This window comes from Cyanobacteria bacterium QS_8_64_29 (assembly GCA_003022125.1).
Taxonomy (GTDB): Bacteria; Cyanobacteriota; Cyanobacteriia; order Cyanobacteriales; family Rubidibacteraceae; genus QS-8-64-29.
Map to the genome: position 1 here is coordinate 15,846 of PXQH01000013.1, position 16,029 is coordinate 31,874.

At 63.7% G+C, this 16,029-nt stretch carries 20 protein-coding genes; 7 read left to right on the forward strand and 13 right to left on the reverse strand.

What is annotated here, in order from left to right:
* Positions 1 to 10 precede the first annotated feature (10 nt).
* The 3 genes from BRC58_03000 to BRC58_03010 form a co-directional block, all read right to left on the reverse strand.
* Positions 11 to 199 carry a hypothetical protein gene (locus BRC58_03000; protein PSP18726.1) on the reverse strand — a complete coding sequence of 63 codons (189 nt, stop codon included), beginning with the start codon at positions 197 to 199 and terminating at the stop codon, positions 11 to 13.
* Between the two features lie 116 nt (positions 200 to 315).
* On the reverse strand, positions 316 to 942 hold the full coding sequence (locus BRC58_03005) for a chromosome partitioning protein ParA (GenBank protein ID PSP18710.1): 627 nt from the start codon (positions 940 to 942) through the stop codon (positions 316 to 318).
* A gap of 196 nt (positions 943 to 1,138) precedes the next feature.
* On the reverse strand, positions 1,139 to 2,377 hold the full coding sequence (locus BRC58_03010; GenBank protein PSP18711.1) for an S-layer protein: 1,239 nt from the start codon (positions 2,375 to 2,377) through the stop codon (positions 1,139 to 1,141).
* Between the two features lie 145 nt (positions 2,378 to 2,522).
* On the opposite strand from BRC58_03010, the gene BRC58_03015 reads away from it, so the two are divergent.
* The gene (locus BRC58_03015) at positions 2,523 to 2,708 is read left to right on the forward strand and encodes a 50S ribosomal protein L32 (GenBank protein PSP18727.1); all 186 of its coding nucleotides are present in this window, start codon (positions 2,523 to 2,525) and stop codon (positions 2,706 to 2,708) included.
* 3 nt (positions 2,709 to 2,711) lie between these two features.
* On the opposite strand, the gene BRC58_03020 is transcribed toward BRC58_03015, so the two are convergent.
* The gene (locus BRC58_03020; protein PSP18712.1) at positions 2,712 to 3,596 is read right to left on the reverse strand and encodes a sugar ABC transporter permease; all 885 of its coding nucleotides are present in this window, start codon (positions 3,594 to 3,596) and stop codon (positions 2,712 to 2,714) included.
* Positions 3,597 to 3,611: 15 nt separating this feature from the next.
* On the opposite strand from BRC58_03020, the gene BRC58_03025 reads away from it, so the two are divergent.
* Positions 3,612 to 4,286 carry a phosphoribosylglycinamide formyltransferase gene (locus tag BRC58_03025; GenBank protein PSP18713.1) on the forward strand — a complete coding sequence of 225 codons (675 nt, stop codon included), beginning with the start codon at positions 3,612 to 3,614 and terminating at the stop codon, positions 4,284 to 4,286.
* On the opposite strand, the gene BRC58_03030 is transcribed toward BRC58_03025, so the two are convergent.
* From BRC58_03030 to BRC58_03045, 4 genes are read right to left on the reverse strand one after another with little or no spacing between them, the layout of a single operon-like run.
* Positions 4,246 to 4,647 (reverse strand): mannose-6-phosphate isomerase, encoded by a 402-nt coding sequence (locus BRC58_03030; GenBank protein PSP18728.1) that lies wholly within the window; start codon positions 4,645 to 4,647, stop codon positions 4,246 to 4,248. The two genes, BRC58_03025 and BRC58_03030, sit on opposite strands and share 41 nt — an antisense overlap.
* A 24-nt stretch (positions 4,648 to 4,671) precedes the next feature.
* Positions 4,672 to 5,088 (reverse strand): peptide-methionine (R)-S-oxide reductase, encoded by a 417-nt coding sequence (gene msrB, locus BRC58_03035; GenBank protein PSP18714.1) that lies wholly within the window; start codon positions 5,086 to 5,088, stop codon positions 4,672 to 4,674.
* 49 nt (positions 5,089 to 5,137) lie between these two features.
* On the reverse strand, positions 5,138 to 5,794 hold the full coding sequence (locus BRC58_03040; GenBank protein ID PSP18715.1) for a tRNA (guanosine(18)-2'-O)-methyltransferase TrmH: 657 nt from the start codon (positions 5,792 to 5,794) through the stop codon (positions 5,138 to 5,140).
* A gap of 34 nt (positions 5,795 to 5,828) precedes the next feature.
* Positions 5,829 to 6,788, reverse strand: a complete 960-nt coding sequence (locus BRC58_03045) for an integrase (protein ID PSP18716.1) — start codon at positions 6,786 to 6,788, stop codon at positions 5,829 to 5,831.
* A gap of 267 nt (positions 6,789 to 7,055) precedes the next feature.
* Here BRC58_03045 and bchI point away from each other — a divergent pair, with 267 nt between their 5' ends.
* The 3 genes from bchI (at position 7,056) to BRC58_03060 (ending at position 10,563) form a co-directional block, all read left to right on the forward strand.
* Positions 7,056 to 8,141, forward strand: coding sequence for a magnesium chelatase ATPase subunit I (bchI, locus tag BRC58_03050; protein PSP18717.1), 1,086 nt, complete (start codon positions 7,056 to 7,058; stop codon positions 8,139 to 8,141).
* A 36-nt stretch (positions 8,142 to 8,177) separates the two neighbouring features.
* The gene (locus BRC58_03055) at positions 8,178 to 9,020 is read left to right on the forward strand and encodes an ABC transporter ATP-binding protein (GenBank protein PSP18718.1); all 843 of its coding nucleotides are present in this window, start codon (positions 8,178 to 8,180) and stop codon (positions 9,018 to 9,020) included.
* Between the two features lie 61 nt (positions 9,021 to 9,081).
* Positions 9,082 to 10,563, forward strand: coding sequence for an MCE family protein (locus BRC58_03060; protein ID PSP18719.1), 1,482 nt, complete (start codon positions 9,082 to 9,084; stop codon positions 10,561 to 10,563).
* On the opposite strand, the gene BRC58_03065 is transcribed toward BRC58_03060, so the two are convergent.
* A complete protein-coding gene (locus BRC58_03065) occupies positions 10,560 to 10,859 on the reverse strand; it encodes a DUF3288 domain-containing protein (protein PSP18720.1) in 300 nt (99 codons plus the stop codon). The genes BRC58_03060 and BRC58_03065 overlap by 4 nt on opposite strands.
* A 100-nt stretch (positions 10,860 to 10,959) precedes the next feature.
* On the opposite strand from BRC58_03065, the gene BRC58_03070 reads away from it, so the two are divergent.
* On the forward strand, positions 10,960 to 13,023 hold the full coding sequence (locus BRC58_03070; GenBank protein PSP18721.1) for a thioredoxin domain-containing protein: 2,064 nt from the start codon (positions 10,960 to 10,962) through the stop codon (positions 13,021 to 13,023).
* Here BRC58_03070 and BRC58_03075 read toward each other — a convergent pair.
* The gene (locus BRC58_03075; protein PSP18722.1) at positions 13,020 to 13,604 is read right to left on the reverse strand and encodes a hypothetical protein; all 585 of its coding nucleotides are present in this window, start codon (positions 13,602 to 13,604) and stop codon (positions 13,020 to 13,022) included. The genes BRC58_03070 and BRC58_03075 overlap by 4 nt on opposite strands.
* Positions 13,605 to 13,784: 180 nt before the next feature.
* Here BRC58_03075 and BRC58_03080 point away from each other — a divergent pair, with 180 nt between their 5' ends.
* A complete protein-coding gene (locus tag BRC58_03080; GenBank protein ID PSP18729.1) occupies positions 13,785 to 14,543 on the forward strand; it encodes a pantothenate kinase in 759 nt (252 codons plus the stop codon).
* Here the strand turns inward: BRC58_03080 and BRC58_03085 are convergent.
* The 3 genes from BRC58_03085 to BRC58_03095 all read right to left on the reverse strand — a co-directional run.
* Positions 14,540 to 15,121: a replication/maintenance protein gene (locus BRC58_03085; protein PSP18723.1), complete on the reverse strand. Its 582-nt coding sequence runs from the start codon at positions 15,119 to 15,121 to the stop codon at positions 14,540 to 14,542. The genes BRC58_03080 and BRC58_03085 overlap by 4 nt on opposite strands.
* Positions 15,122 to 15,430: 309 nt before the next feature.
* A complete protein-coding gene (locus BRC58_03090; GenBank protein ID PSP18724.1) occupies positions 15,431 to 15,718 on the reverse strand; it encodes a hypothetical protein in 288 nt (95 codons plus the stop codon).
* Positions 15,719 to 15,837: 119 nt separating this feature from the next.
* A partial coding sequence (locus BRC58_03095) for a hypothetical protein (protein PSP18725.1) occupies positions 15,838 to 16,029 on the reverse strand: 192 nt, incomplete at its 5' end.

The following is a 16,029-nucleotide window of genomic DNA, read 5'->3' on the forward strand; positions in this document are numbered from 1 at the left end:
GGGATGGCTGCTACGGGTCGAGGCCGAGGGCCTGCCGGAGTGCTACCTCGCTATCGCCCTGGAGCTCGGCCGAGCGCGTCAGGAGCAACGCCACGGCAACGCGGATGAGGGTGTTTTCGGTAATGCGCTCGCCGCCCCGCTTTTGGCGGTTGAGCTGGCGCGCCAGCTCGGTCAACCGGTCCAGCTGCTCTGGGTGCAACCGCGCTTCTTTGCGCGCGAGCCGGGCGTATTTGGGCGAGCCAGCCGCCGGCTGCGAGGGGGGCTCGCTGGCTTGGGTGCGGATCAGATCCGATAGGTTGCGCTGCGATCCGGCCATTAGGGGCTTAAGCCTTGTAACAACTCCACGGCAATGCGGCGGTAGTCGGCGGCGGCTGCGCGGGCGTGCTTGCCAGCTGCCGCCGTGATGGGGATACCCTCAAGCGGGCAACGCTGGTGGACTTTGTAGGCGCGCACCCAGCGCTCGAACGTGGGAATCCCGACGGCCTGCAGCGACTGTTGGGCTTCGCGCGCCTCGCTGGGGTAACGCGCATTGACCATCAACAGCAAGCCTTGTTGGGGGGCGGCCGTTAGCGCGCGCGCGTTGCTCGCGGTTTCGATCAGGGCTGCTAGCGCCATGGGGATAGGCGGCGCGGGCAGAATGAGCCAGTCGGCGACTGCCACCGCCGCCTGCCACGTCCGGTCGGAATGAGCGGCCGCCGTATCGATCGCGGCCAAGTCGTAGCCGCTGGCTGCTGGCAATTGCCGCAGCAACTGGGACTCGGTCTCGGCGGTCCAGTCGAAGGGCATGCTACCGCGCTGGGCCCACCAACTGGCCGAGCCGCGCGCGCAGGCATCCACCAGCAACACGTTCAGTTCGCTCGCCAAGATGGAGGCCAAATTCAGGGCGGTGGTGGTTTTGCCGGTTCCGCCCTTGAAGTTGGCCACGGTCAGGATGCGGGGCATGGTGCCACTGATAGCACGAACTAACAGAGTTTACCACTCCTACATCTTGTAGTCACAAAAAACGAATATTCGGTTTAACCAAGCTTTCTAACTCTGTTAGTTTGGTTAACACGACCGCTCGATGCCCCAGCCCAAACAAAACCGCGGTGCCACGCATGGCACTGCGGTCTGGCTGCTAGTAGCTAACTGGCGGCGCTTACTGCAGCTCGAGTTGGGAGTTGAGCGTCAAGTTGAGCCGTTGGCTGGAGTCGAGCACGATCAGCTCCACTTGGTCCTGGCCCGAGAATACCCTGGCCAAGACTTCTGCCGTGGTGTCGCTCAGCACGGCGCCCGCATCCACTTGGCGATCACCGGTGACGGCCTCAATCGCCGCCTGCGCTCCGGCCCCTAGGGCAGCACCCTTTACCAGATCATCGGCATTCGAGCCGCCTTTGACCGTCCTTGTCTGGGTAATGAGGCCTGAGGTGGCATCCAGTGCAATCGCGCGATCGGCCGAGAGGCGCAACTGCTCGGCATAGAAGCGAGCCCCCGTCTCGCCATCGTCGCTTTCAATTCGCAGCTCGCCCTCAATGGGGGTGCCTTTGGGAATGAGAACTTCCCCATCCTCGGCTTTGACCGCCTGAGCGACTTTAAGCGTTACGGGGACGGGATTGGGCTCTTTGGGCGAGAGATAGATCTTGCGGGCTTTGTCGTACTGCGCTGAGATAGTGGTTTCGGCCGGGACAACCTGGGCCGTCCCTTGCGACTGAACCACGTACTGGGAGTCGATCGCGTTGGCCCGACCGGCGCTGACTAGAGCTTGGTAGATCGAGGCCGCTACCTCAGCGCGGGTCGCTTGCCGATCGGGGTTCAGTTGGCGGCGGTTGGGGTGGTTGACAACGATTTGGTTTTGCGTTGCTGCGGCAGTGCTGCTGCGGGCCCAATCGGGAATGGCTGAGGCATCGTTGTAGTACTCCAAGACTGAATCGGGCGATTGGGATGCCTCGTAGTTCAACCCCCCTGACAAGGCGGCGAGAACTTGAACGCGCGGGATGTTTTGCGACGGCTTGAAGATTTTGTTGGGGTAGCCGGTCAAAAAGCCCATGGTATAGGCCTTGCTGATGGCCTCATTGGCCCAATGGTCCTGGGGCACATCCTGGAAGGAAGTGGCGTTGCGAGTGGCGGATTTATCGAATGCCTGATTGAGCATGGCCGCGAACTGGGCCCGCGTCACAGGTTCTTGCGGCCGAAAGGTGCCATTGGGAAAGCCGCTGATGACGCCGCGCTCTGCCATGGCCTGAATGTAGGAGCGCGCCCAATAGTCGCTGGCGACATCGGAGAAAGTCTTTTGGGCGGCGGCTGGCGCGGGGGCCACCAAGGGTGTTGCCGCTCCGGCAAGGGTGCCTAGTGCGACCAGTAAGGTCCTATCGGAACGTCCGGCGATAAAGTCAGCCATAGTTGCCTGCTCGATTGCTGCACTGCGGAACGACTTGACGGTAGCAGCCCGGATCCAGTGCCTCGGCCGCCGGCGATGGCTGCCAGTCTGAGTGCGAATGGATTACTATGGAGGGCTCGACTGTTGCACTACCGAGCGAGTTCTCATGGCCGTTCCCAAGAAGAAGACCTCAAGAGCGCGGCGCGATCGCCGCCGGGCCGTTTGGAAGCGCAAGGCCAAATTCGAGGCGGAGAAGGCTCTATCCCAGGGCAAATCGGTGCTGACCGGCCGCTCTAACAGCTTCATCTACCCCAGCGAGGAGGATGAAGAAGACGAGGAAGGCGAGTCCTAGCCCTCAAGCCGCATCGCCCCAGCTGCGCAGCTGCCAGTACACCAGGGCGCCTGCCATGGCCAACAGGACGACGGCAGCGGCGGCAGCATAGCCAAAATCGAAGCGGGCAAAGGCCTGTTGGTAGATGTAGTGCACCATCAGGTTAGTGCTGTTGAGTGGGCCGCCGCCGGTGACAATGTAGACCTGCTCGAAGCTGCGCAGGCTAAAAATAGCAGTGGTGACCGTGGCAAACACCAGCGTGGACTTGAGGCCGGGCAACGTTACGTGCCAGAACCGGGCCAGCGCGCCCGCCCCATCCAGCACAGCAGCCTCGTAGCGCTGCTGGGGGATGGCTTGCAGGCCAGCCAGAAACAGCAGCATGTTGAACCCGAGCTGCTTCCAGACGCTCAGCCCGATCAGCACCGGCATGGCCCAAACCGTACTGCTCAGCCACGCAATGGGCTCGCCGCCGAGCGCCATTAGCAGCTGGTTGAGCGGCCCTTGCTGCTGGAAGATCCAGCGAAACCCCAATCCCACCGCAACTAGCGAGGCGATGGCGGGAATGAAGTAGCCGGCGCGCAGCAGCCCGCGCAGCGGCAGCGTCTGGTTGAGGCCGATGGCGATGGGCAGCGGCAGGAGGATACTGGGGATGACGGTCGCGGCAGTGAAGTAGAGGGTGTTACCCAGCACCTGGCGAAAATCGGGGTCTAGGACCAAGCGCAGGTAGTTGCGCCCCCCGACCCATTGCGGCCCGGCCTGGTCGAATAGGCCGCTAGTGAAGCTCAAATAGAGCAGATAGCCAATGGGCCAGAATAAAAACACGCCCAGCAGCAGCAATGCTGGGCTCAGAAACGCCCAAGCCGCAGTCGCTTCGCGGCCGAGCCAGCCGGTACGGTATGGGGATGACATGGGCGCGCTTTTGCGATGGTTGCCGAGCGTTCTGAACTAGAGTCTGCCCTGGTTTCGCCCAGCCCGCAAGCCGATGTGTCTGCGTCCGAAGTTCCGCTGCGATTGGGCGTGTTGGCCTCGGGCAGCGGTAGCAACTTTGAAGTGATCGCGCGCGCTATTGCCGCCGGCCAGCTCAACGCCCGCTTGCAGGTGGTGGCCTACGACCGTCCCCAAGCGCCGGTGGCCCAGCGGGCGCAGCAGTGGAGGGTACCGGCCGAGTTGTGCCGCCCCCGCCGCAGCGGCGACACGCGCGAGGCCTTCGATCGCGCGCTAGTGGCGCGCCTGCAAGCCTATGGGGTGGAATGGGTGGCCATGGCGGGCTGGATGCGGATCGTGACCCCTACTTTTATCGCGGCCTTCCCTGATCGGGCCATCAACATCCACCCCAGCTTGCTCCCCAGCTTTAAGGGGCTGCGCGCCATCGAGCAGGCGCTCGAGGCTGGTGTCACCATTACCGGCTGCACGGCTCACGTGGTGCGCTCGGAAGTGGATAGCGGCCCCATCCTGATGCAGGCTGCAGTCCCCGTTCGCGCCGGCGATACGCCCGAGACACTGCGAGCGCGCGTGCAAGCCCAGGAGCACGCCATCCTGCCGGCCGCGATCGCGCTGGCTAGCAGTCCGGCTTCCAGTCGTCTTCGCGCAGGCGAATGATGTCATCCTCGCCCAGGTACTCGCCGTTTTGGACCTCGATCATCACCAGCGGGATGACGCCCGGGTTCTCCACCCGATGGGCGACGTTCATGGGAACGTAGGTCGATTGCCGGGCCGTCAGCAGCTGCTCGCGTTCCTCGAAGGCAACCCGCGCCGTTCCCGAAACAACCACCCAGTGCTCGCTGCGGTGGAGGTGCATTTGGGTGCTGATGTGGCGCCCGGGTTCCACCTCGATGCGGTTGATGCGGTAGCGCTCGCCTTCTTCCAGCACAGTAATGGTACCCCAGGGGCGCTGGTGCTGGTTGGCGGGCTCGCTCGAGGGGGGCGAGGCGGCTGCCGGATCGGCTCGCTCGGCGCTCATGGTGCGGCTCTCGATCGGCAAACCTTAGCTGGCTGAGGGACTATCAGCCTGCCCGGCAAAGTCGAGCGCGACCGAGTTGATGCAGTAGCGCTTGCCCGTGGGTTGGGGGCCGTCGTCGAAGACGTGCCCCAGGTGGGCATCGCAGGCCGAGCACAAGACCTCAGTGCGGCTCATGAACAGGCTGCGATCCGTTTCGTGGCGAATGTTGGACTCGTCAACCGGCGCCCAAAAACTGGGCCAGCCCGTGCCGGAGTCGTACTTGGTGTCGGAGCCGAATAGGGATTGGCCGCAGCAGATGCAGCGGTAGGTGCCGGTGGCCTTGTGGTTGTAGTACTCGCCCGAGAAAGGCGGTTCTGTCCCGCGCTGGCGGGTTACACGGAACTGTTCGGGCGTGAGCTGCTGCTGCCACGCCTGCTCGCTTTTTTCCACCTTGGTCCCCATACCGTAGTTCTCCTGCCCTTGGATTGGCTGCTTCTATCCTAGCGCCGCCTCAGGCCGGGGGATCGCGCAGCTCGCCCTCGGGGCCTAGCGGCGGGTAGGGCTGGCCCCGCTCGCGGCAGCGCGCGGCAATTTGGGGATAGCCCCACTCGAACAGGACTTGCCAGTAGGTGTCGGCCTCCAGGCGGACGCGGTCGTAGCAGCCCGCTTCCATGCGCTGCCGCTGGGCCTCGAACAGGATGACGGCCGCCGCCACGGAAACGTTGAGTGACTGCACCATCCCAAACATGGGAACGGTCAGGTGCGCGTCCGCGATCGCGGCGGCATGCTCGCTAACCCCCCAGCGTTCAGCGCCGAGCAGAATGGCGGTGGGTTGGGTGTAGTCAAAGCTGCGGTAATCGATGGCGCGATCGGAGGTATGGGCGGCACAGATGCGGAACTGGCGCTGCCGCAGCTGCGCCGCAGCAGTGTCAAGGTCGGGCTGGACCTGCAATTCCACCCATTTCTGGCTGCCTTGGGCGGTGCTGTTGAAGGTGGGCACGCCCTCGGTGGGATTGATGGCGTGGGCCTCAAACACCCCAACGGCGTCGCAGGTGCGCAGGATTGCCGAGAGGTTGTGCGGTTTGTGCACGTTTTCCATCAGCACCGTCAGATCGGGCTGGCGGCGATCGAGAACCTCCCGGATCCGGCGGTAGCGCCGCGGTACCAAAGCTCGCCCTCCTAGAGCACACCATTCCGACCAGCTAGACTAGCTCGTCCAGCAGCTCGGTCACGGTCTGCTGGGCGTTGAGGCGCCCTTGGTCGTAAATGGAGAGCGTCTCCAGCTTGGCGTGGCGCGAGAGTTTCTGCACCTTGCGCACGTCGCCGCCAGTGCGATCGAGGGCGGCGGTAATGGCCGAGTGCCGGATTTGGTGCGGCCCCAGGGGGCGGTCGATGCCGGCGGCTGTCGCCGCCCGGCGCACGATCTGGTAGAGGCTAGTGGTGCTGAGGCGCCGCCCCCAATAGCCGCGGTGGGTGCTGCAAAACAGCGGGGCCCGGCCCTCGGCTTCGCCTCTGACATCGATCCACGCCGCCAATGCGGCCTGGGCTTGCGCGCCCAAGCTGACAGTCTGGGCCTGCTTGCCCTCGCCTTTGCCGTAGATGCGCAACGTTGCCGCCGCGCGGTCCCAATCGGCAATGTTGGTCCGGGCGAGTTCGCCGCGCCGCAGGGCATTGCCCCACAGCACCAGCAGCAGGGCGCGATCACGCTTGCCTTTGAGGGTGCGGCTGTCGGGGACGGCGAGCATGGCCCGAAAGGCCTCGGCGCTAATGCCGGCGGTATCGCGATAGGGGCGCACCCGCTCACCGGTGATGTCCTGGAGGCTGTAGTCGCAGCGGCCGATCTGGCGGGCGTAGTTGACCAGGCTTTTAATGGCGGCCAAGCGGCGGTTGATGGTGGCCTCGGCCAAGCCGCGGTCCTGCAGGTGGGCCTTGTACTCCAGCACTACCGAGAGGGCGCTGTAGCGATCCAAGCGCAGGAACTCGGCGACCAGCTGCGGGTTGGGATCGGCCCCCGCCATCGTCCGGAAAAAGTCGTACAGGTCGCGGCGGTAGGCGCGGCGGGTGTAGGGCGAGCGCTTGTCGGCCAGCAGCGCCTGGAGCAGATCGCGATCAGGGCGGGAAGCCAGCGTTGGGGTAAAGGCGCCAGCGGCGAGCTCGCTCATGCCAGTTGTTATGATAATGGCTATTTTCGTAACATTTGTAGCACGCGCCGCCGGCTGCGGCGAGAGGGCGTTGGGCAGCACCCTGCTGGTACTGGCGCAAGCAGCGCCATTGGAGGTTGGCAATCCCGCAGCGGCTACCCCATCAGTCCCGCCGGACAGGCCAGGCCGAGCTCCCGGCAGGGCAAACTCGGCGGTGTGCCAGAATGAAGGGGGGGTTCGCTCGCCACTGTGGGCGGATCTGGTTACTGCTCGTTCCCGCGAGGCTGTATGACCACAACTGCCGAAGCGCCCGCCAAAACGCAACGCCGCACAATCTTCCCCTTCAGCGCCATCGTCGGCCAGGACGAGATGAAACTGGCGCTGCTGCTCAATGCCATCGATCCCCAAATCGGCGGCGTCATGATTATGGGCGATCGCGGCACGGGCAAATCCACAACAATCCGGGCGCTGGCCGACCTGCTCCCCGCAATTGAGGTCGTCAGCGGCGATCCCTACAACAGCCACCCCCGCGACCCCGATCTCATGAGCGACGAGATCCGGCAGAAGCTCGAGCGCGGGGAGCCGCTAGATACAGACCGCAAGCGCGTCCCCATGGTCGATCTGCCGCTGGGGGCGACCGAGGATCGCGTCTGCGGCACTATCGATATCGAACAAGCGCTCTCGGAAGGGGTCAAAGCGTTCGAACCGGGACTGCTAGCGCAAGCCCATCGCGGCATCCTCTACGTGGACGAGGTCAACCTGCTCGACGACCACCTCGTCGACGTGCTGCTCGATGCCGCCGCTAGCGGCTGGAACACCGTCGAGCGCGAAGGCATCTCAGTGCGCCATCCGGCCCGCTTTGTGCTGGTGGGCTCGGGCAACCCCGAAGAAGGGGAGCTGCGTCCCCAACTGCTGGATCGCTTTGGCATGCACGCCGAGATCCGCACGGTCAAAGACCCCGAGCTGCGGGTCCAGATCGTCGACCAGCGCGCCCAGTTCGATCGCGATCCGGACGGGTTCAGCCAGCACTACCAATCGCAGCAGGAGCAGCTGCAGCAGCAGCTGGTTCAGGCGCAGCAGAATTTGCCGGCAGTCGAGCTCGACGAGGATCTGCGCGTCAAGATCGCCCAGATTTGCGCCACGCTAGAGGTCGATGGGCTGCGCGGCGATATTGTCACCAATCGGGCGGCGCGCGCGCTCGCTGCCCTAGAAGGGCGCAACGAAGTCACCGCCGAAGATATCCGGCGCGTGGCGACGCTCTGCCTGCGCCACCGGCTGCGCAAGGATCCCATGGAATCAGTCGACTCCGGTTACAAAGTCGATAAAACCGTGGCCGAGACCTTTGAGCTAGAGCCGCCAGCCGAGCCACAATAGCCATACCGGCAATACGGCCTAAGCTCAAGGAACGACATGGCGGATACGCAAGCAGCTGCCCCCCAAGCAGCCTCGCCGGCCGATGCACCGGCGCCCCAGGAACCGCTAATCGAGCTCAAGGGCATTAGCAAAAGCTTTGGTAGCACTCTCATCCTGGATGAGATCGATCTGTCGGTGTCGCCGGGCGAGGCCGTGGTTGTCATTGGCCCCTCTGGCACGGGCAAATCCACTATCCTGCGCATTATTGCCGGGCTAATGGAACCCGATTCGGGTGAGGTCTGCATCCAGGGCCAGCGCCGCCAAGGCGCGATCGACGAGCAAACCGATCCGCTCGGCATTAGCATGGTCTTCCAGCAGTCGGCGCTGTTCGATTCGCTCAGCGTCGACGAGAACGTGGGGTTTCTGCTCTACCAGCACTCGCGGCTGCCGCGCCGGCGCGTCCGCAAGCTAGTCGAAGAGTGCTTGGAGATGGTGGGTCTCGATCGCGCCACGGCCGACAAGCAACCAGCCGAGCTATCGGGAGGTATGCGCAAGCGCGTCAGTTTTGCCCGCGCCATCCTCTCCCACCCCGAGGATCCCAGCTTTGACCCCACCGCCATCCTCTACGACGAGCCCACCGCCGGGCTCGATCCCATCGCCTCGACCGTGATTGAGGATTTGGTGCGCCGGTTGCAGCGCGAAGCGGCAACCTGCTCCACCTACATCATGGTCAGCCACCAGGACAGCACCATCCGCCGCACCGCCGATCGCGTGGTATTCCTCTACGACGGTAAGGTGCAGTGGCAAGGCGGCGTTGGCGAGCTCGATACCACCGACCATCCCATGGTCCGGCAGTTTTTCGCTGCCAGCACCCAAGGCCCCATCCGCGCCATTGCCTGAGCTGCTGCCATTGCAGGCGTTCGGTGTTACGTTGCGGAGCAAGCCTGCTTAGGAACTCGCCATGCGCGCGCGAACGTTACGAGAAGGCTCGGTCGGCCTGCTAATCCTGCTAGGCCTGGCGCTGGCCGGGGGCGTGGCCGTTTGGCTGCGCGTCATCCAGCTCGGCCAGCGCGGCTATAGCTTCACGGCTCGCTTTGAAGAGGTTACCAACCTGGCAGAAGGTGCCCCAGTGAACTATCGCGGCGTGGATGTCGGGCGCGCCGCTAGCGTGACGCCCGGGGCCAACGCCGTCCGCGTCAAAATCGAGATTACCGAGTCTGATGTCCGCATGCCTAGCGAGGCCATCATTGAATCCAGTCAGTCTGGCTTCATCGGCGATACAGCTATCGCCATCCGACCCGAGCCGGGGACCAAGGTGGCAGCTAAGAATGCAGCTACCGATCCCACCAGCGATGAGTGCGACTCGGAGTTGGTGATCTGCAACGGCGATCGCGTGCAAGGGAGAGCCGGAACTAGCTTCAGCGAGTTAGTGCGCTACAGCGCCCGCGCCACCAAGCTCATTAGCGATCCCGAATTCTTCGGCCAAATTGAGGCGCTAGCCCAAAACGCCAATACGCTAACTAAAGAAGCCACCGCTGCTGTCTCAGAGGTTAGGGGCTTACGCAAGGAACTCACCAGCCTCTCAGGCACGATTAAAACCGAGTTGGCAACCCTCAGCCAAACCACCGACCGGACGGCGCGCGAGATCGAATTGGCTGCCGGCGAGATCGACCGGCTGGCCGGCAATGTCAACCGCCTGGTTGAGACCAACGAACAGGAACTGGGCCGAACGCTCGCGACCGTCAGTAACACGGCTACCAAAATCGATCGGCTAGCCGGCAACGTCAACCGCTTGGTCGAGACCAACGAAGGGGGGCTGGACCGAACGCTCGCGACTGTCAACAACACTGCCTCCGAGATCGGACAGCTCAGCAATAATGTCAATCGCTTGCTAGAGGAAAACAGAACCAACGTTGCGCGCACGCTGGGCTCCATCCGCCAAACCAGTCAAGAGCTCCAGGGCCTCGTCTCGGCCCTTAAACCGACCTTGCAATCGGATAATTTGGGCAACGTGCTCCAAAACCTAGAGACCCTAACCGCTAACGCCGCCAAGGCCTCCCAAAAACTGCGCGAGCTATCGGGCGGGCTCAACCAGCCCGGCAACCGCCTGCAGCTGAAAAAAACCCTGGATTCAGCCCGGGCCACTTTTGAAAACGTGCAAAAAATTACCTCCGATCTGGACGATGTAACCGGCGACCCCAAGTTCCGCCGCCAGATCAAGCAACTGATCGATGGCCTCAGCGACTTGCTCTCCTCCACCCAACAACTCCAGCAACACGTGCAAATCGCGCGCCTGGCCGAGCGCCAGCGAATGGCTGCCAGTCAACCACCTACCACTCGCTTTGGGTTAACGGCACTGGAACTTGATATCTCGCCCGTTACCACCGCCGAGCCTTCGCGCCCTGAGCGCTGGCAGCTCGGGGTCAAACCGCAGGCGGATTAGCTCCAATCCTGCTCGCTCGAAGCCTGGCCGCGCAGCTGATAGACCTGACCGTTGGCGTGCAGCTCGCGCGTGCGGGCAAATAACTGTTCTTCACTCAGCTCCCATTGCTGCAGGAGCTCATCCAGCTGGCGTTGCAGCTCCCAGGCCCCAGGAAAGTCGCGATAGCGAATGCGCAAGCGGGCCAACTCGCCCAGGTTGCGTTCGGTGGGTCCTTGTTGCTGCAAGCGCTCCAGGACTTCGCGGTCGTCGCGCTCGCGTGGATGGGCCTGTCCCTCTGGGGAAGCGGCGTCGCTCATACCAGCCAGCTCGAGTTGCTGCGGCTATCCTAGCCGGCAGGCCCCGGCAGCCGCAGGCTCCCGCGCGGTACACTGGCGGGCGCAACTGCGATTCATCCCCATGGCTAACTGCCTCGCGCACGCCGCAAGCCTTTACCTGCGCAAGCACGCTGACAACCCTGTGGATTGGTGGCCCTGGTGCCGCGAAGCGCTCGATAAAGCGAGTGCGGAAGACAAACCCATCTTTTTGTCCGTGGGCTACTCCAGCTGCCACTGGTGCACGGTCATGGAAGGCGAGGCCTTCTCCAACCAGTCCATCGCGGCGTACCTCAACGCCAACTTTGTGCCCATCAAAGTCGATCGCGAAGAGCGCCCGGACCTAGACAGCATCTACATGCAGGCCCTGCAAATGATGACCGGCCAGGGCGGTTGGCCGCTGAATGTCTTTTTGACCCCCACCGAGCGCACCCCTTTCTACGGCGGCACTTACTTTCCCGTCGAGCCGCGCTTTGGCCGGCCGGGCTTTCTGGAAGTCCTCAAGGCCGTTCGCCGCTTCTACGACAACGAAAAAGACAAGCTGCACGCGTTCACCCAGGAAGTGCAGGCCCGGATCCAGCAGGCCAGCACCCTAGCTGCCCCCGAGCGCGACCCGCTGACCGAGGAGCTGTTGCAGCAGGGCATGGAAGCCAGCCGCGGCGTGCTCAGCGATCGCGACAGTGCCCCCAACTTTCCCACCATTCCCTACGCCCATCTGGCCCTGCGCAGCACGCGCTTTACGCTCGACTCGCAGTACGATGCCCGCCAACTCTGCCAGCAGCGCGGATGGGACTTGACCCTAGGCGGGATTTACGACCACGTGGGCGGCGGCTTCCACCGCTACACCGTCGATGCCACCTGGACGGTACCCCACTTTGAAAAAATGCTCTACGACAACGGCCAGATTCTGGAGTACCTGGCCGATTTGTGGAGCGCTGGTTTTACCGACCCCGCCTACGAGCGGGCGGTTGCCGGGACGCTCAACTGGCTCCAGCGCGAGATGACCGCGCCGGAGGGCTATTTCTACGCTGCCCAGGATGCCGACAGCTTCACCGACGCGACCGCCAGCGAACCCGAGGAGGGCGCGTTTTATACTTGGTCCTACAGCGAGCTTGCCGAACGCCTAACTCAGCAAGAGCTCGGCGAGCTGCAAGCGCACTTTAGCGTTACCCAAACCGGAAACTTTGAGGGGTGCAACGTCCTTCAGCGCCACCAAGGCGGCGAGCTGCCGCAGGCCGCCGAAACGGCGTTGCAGAAGCTGTTCGCCGCGCGCTACGGCGATGCGCCCGACGCGATCGCCACGCACCCGCCCGCGCGCGATGCCCAGGAAGCACAAACCGGCAACTGGCCGGGCCGCATTCCCCCCGTCACCGATACCAAAGCGATCGTCGCTTGGAATGGCATGGCCATCTCGGGCCTGGCCCGCGCCTACTCGGTATTTGGCTACGAGGCTTGCTGGACGCTGGCCGCCGGCGCCGCCCGCTTCCTGCTGGAGCGGCAGTGGCATGAAGGCTGCTTCTACCGCCTCAACTACGCCGGCGAGCCGGCTGTGACCGCCCAGGCCGAGGACTACGCGCTGGCCGTCAAGGCCCTACTGGACCTCCACGCTGCGGCTCCCCAGCAGGAGCACTGGCTGGAGGCCGCCCTCGAGCTGCAGGCTGCCTTTGACGAACGCCTCTGGGGGACTGACTCGGGCGGGTACTACAACACCAGCCGCGAGTTGGACGACGAGCTGCTGGTGCGCGAGCGCGGCTTTATCGACAACGCGACCCCCTCAGCCAATGGCATTGCCCTAGCCAACCTGGTGCGCTTGCACCTGCTCGCCGAGCGGACGGACTACCTCGAGCGGGCCGAGCGCGGGCTCAATGCCTTCGGCAGTATCCTGCAGCAATACCCGCAGGCCTGCCCCAGCCTGATGGCAGCCCTCGATTGGTACCGGCACGCAACCTTAGCGCGCGCGCCAGCCGAGCGCTTGCAGGCGCTGGGCGGGCAGTACCATCCCTGCTGTGCCTTCCGCCTAGCGAGCAGTGCTGGGACGGAACTGCCCGACGGTGCGCTGGGCCTGGTTTGCCAGGGCCTCTCTTGCTTGGAACCCGCGCGCAGCCAAGCGCAGCTGCAACAACAGCTGCAGGCCAGCCAAACGCGCTAGCGTTCGCGCAGCACGATTTCCTCGTCGGGCTCGACGACTACCACGCGATCGGCGGTGACGTTGCCGACAGCGGCGCCAGCTGCCGCGCCACCTACAACCTCGGCAACATCAATATCGCCAAATACCTCGGCTGCGGCAGCACCACCGGCTGCCCCAATGCCGGCATCCTTGGCGATCGCCCCGGCTGAGGTATCGCGCGGATCCTTTTCGTCCTCAATGGTTCGGGAGGCTGCGTTCAGGCTGATAGTTCGGCCGTCGAACTTGGCAGCCTCGGCAACGTAGCGCAAGCCGCCGTCGGCCGGGCGGTAGCTGCCAAAAATGGTGGCTCCCTTCGGCAGCGTGCGCCCGTCGACTGTCGTGCGCTGCGAAACAGTGAGCGCATAGGAGTAGGTCTTGTCGTTGTTGAGATACAGCGTTTGCTGTTGGGCGCTGGTAGTGCGGATGGTACTGTCGCTGGCTTGTGCCAGCACTTGCGGCGTTTGTTGGTGGGCTTGAGCGGCTCGCGGCGCTAGCGCCGGTAGGCTCACCAGCAGCGCCGAAGCCGTCGCTGCAGCCGAGAGTAGGTGTCGATTGGAGCGCATGGGGATTGACTGAGTGCTGCTTTTGCTACTATTTGCGTGCAAGCGACCTGCTGCGGTATCGCGCCTCTATTCGAGGCTTGCCTTATCCCGCAGCCGCTTGTCCTCCGCCGACGCGGGGGGCTGGCATGGGGTTCCCGAGCGTTGTAGCGGGTGCCGACTGTGACCGCCGAGCAGAACGGCATGTGGCTCGGTTTGGCGATCGGCAACTCCCGAGTGCGCTGGGGCTTGTTTAGCGGCGAGGCGTTGCGCGCGAGCCACTGCAGCGGGCATTTCAATGCCCCTATCACCGATCACGACTCGCTGGCAGCCTGCTTGCCCGCCGCTTGGTGCGAGCATCTACCGGCCCAGCCGCCGCTCTACGTCGCCTCGGTTGTGGCGCACCAGGCCCCGTACTGGCAGGCGTATCCGCACGCGCGCGCGATTGCACTGGCCCAGGTGCCGCTGCGCGGTACCTACCCGCAACTGGGCCTGGATCGCGCCTTAAGCTTGTGGGGCGCTGGCGAGGTCTGGGGCTGGCCGACGCTGGTTGTTGATGCTGGAACGGCACTCGCCTTAACGGCAGCCGATGGCCACTGCAGGCTCATTGGCGGCGCCGTCCTGCCAGGACTGCGCGCGCAGCAGCGCGCCCTGGCCCAGCAAACCGACGCCTTACCTGAAACCTCACGCCTGCAGGACCTGCCGCCGCGCTGGGCGCGCGACACCGAAACGGCGATCGCCAGCGGCATCCTCCATACCGTCTCGGCCGGACTGCAATCCTATCTGGCCGATTGGTGGCAGCAGTCCCCAGGCGCGACAGCGCTTTTGACCGGCGGCGATGCTGCGCTGCTGTACGGTGCGCTGCAAGCGCAGGCCCCAACCCTGGCAGAGCGTCTACGCTGCGATCCCCACCTCATCTTTTGGGGCATGCGCTCGGTCCGCGCCCACCAGCCCGGCGGCTAGCCCGCTCTCAGGCGCTCGGCTAGCGCACCGCACAAAATCAAGTAATGCCGCCGCTTGCGCACGATCTGCCCCTGGGCCTCCAGCGACTGCAGCGAGCGGGTCACAGTCACGCGCGTCGTTCCAATCGCCTCGGCTAGGTGCTGGTGGGTCAGCCGCAGGTCAATCAGCTCGCCCAGCGAGATCGAGCGCCCGAATTTGCGCGCCAACCAAACCAGCAGCTGTTGCAAGCGCTGCTGCACCCGCTCGTTGCGCACGATTGCCAGCAGTTCTTCGGTCTGTCGGGCGTGCGCCACAATGCCTTCGACGGCCTCTTGCCAGCGGCTCTCGGGGAGGCTGGTTACCTCAACCCGCGTCAGGCACTCAATGCGGTAGGGCCGGTGGACAGATAGCCCCGGACCGACAATATCGCCGGCGCCGCCGTAATTGAGGGCAACGGGCAAACCGGCTTCGTTCCAGGTCAAACACCGCACCGCACCGCGCTCGATCTGCCAAAGCACGTCCGGCTGGGCGGGCAACCGTTCGTTGCGAGCAAATGGAAAACGGACGAGCTCGGCAGGGGCTTGCGTCGTTAGAGTCATGGTTGCCAATTCCTTCGCTCAGTGGGAACGGGGACAGGCTGGGGGCAGGATCGCAGCCTGGTGAAACTAATCTCACAACGGCGGTGCCTTTCAGACAGTAGCACCGCATCGCTGTACTCCCGGTTAAATCCCGTTAAGGATTGGGTTAAAGGAGAGTTACGAAAGCGACCGCCTGGCCCTAATTGTTGCAAATACTTCTCTTTAGTAGTTCCTACGCGAATTCTAGCGAAGCACTCGCCATTCCGAAAGCAACAAAATATCGCTGCAATAGCACGATTTATGGCTCTTGCCGGCTTCCTAAGCCTTGAGCTAGCTGGCCCGAGCGAGGGACTGCCGCCACTCGTTCGGGGTCATGGCGTTGCCATCCCGGAATTTGCGGATGAAGTAGCTGGTGTGGTTGAAGCTCACTTGCTGGGCGATCGACTCCACGCTGCGATCGGTTCGCATCAGCAGGCGCTTGGCTTCGGTCAGGCGGCGTTCCATAATCCACGCCTGCACCGTTCGGCCGGTCTCGCGGCGCACCAAATCGGTTATACCAATTCTCGTGGCTTGTGCACTAGATTTCGACTTCCAAAACTCCCTCAATATGGGAATCATATTCTTTGAAAAAAACGTGCATCTACTGCTCAAATTGGTATTAGGTAAGACTTCGAGCGCCCGACGGCCTGCGCCACATCCTCCAAAGAGAGGCTTGGTGGTAGCGCGTGTTATACCAATTACGAGTGGAGTTGCATTAAGATAGGGGTGGCGAGCGGAAGGTAGCTATCGCCATGACCACTGTCTTCAACGTCGACATTGCAGAAAGCCCACAGCAGTTGCAACAACTCATCCGCAAGCATCGCCACGCTCGAGACCGAGACCGGTTGCGCGCCCTGTACCTGCGCCAGACCAGTCAGGTACGCAGCCGC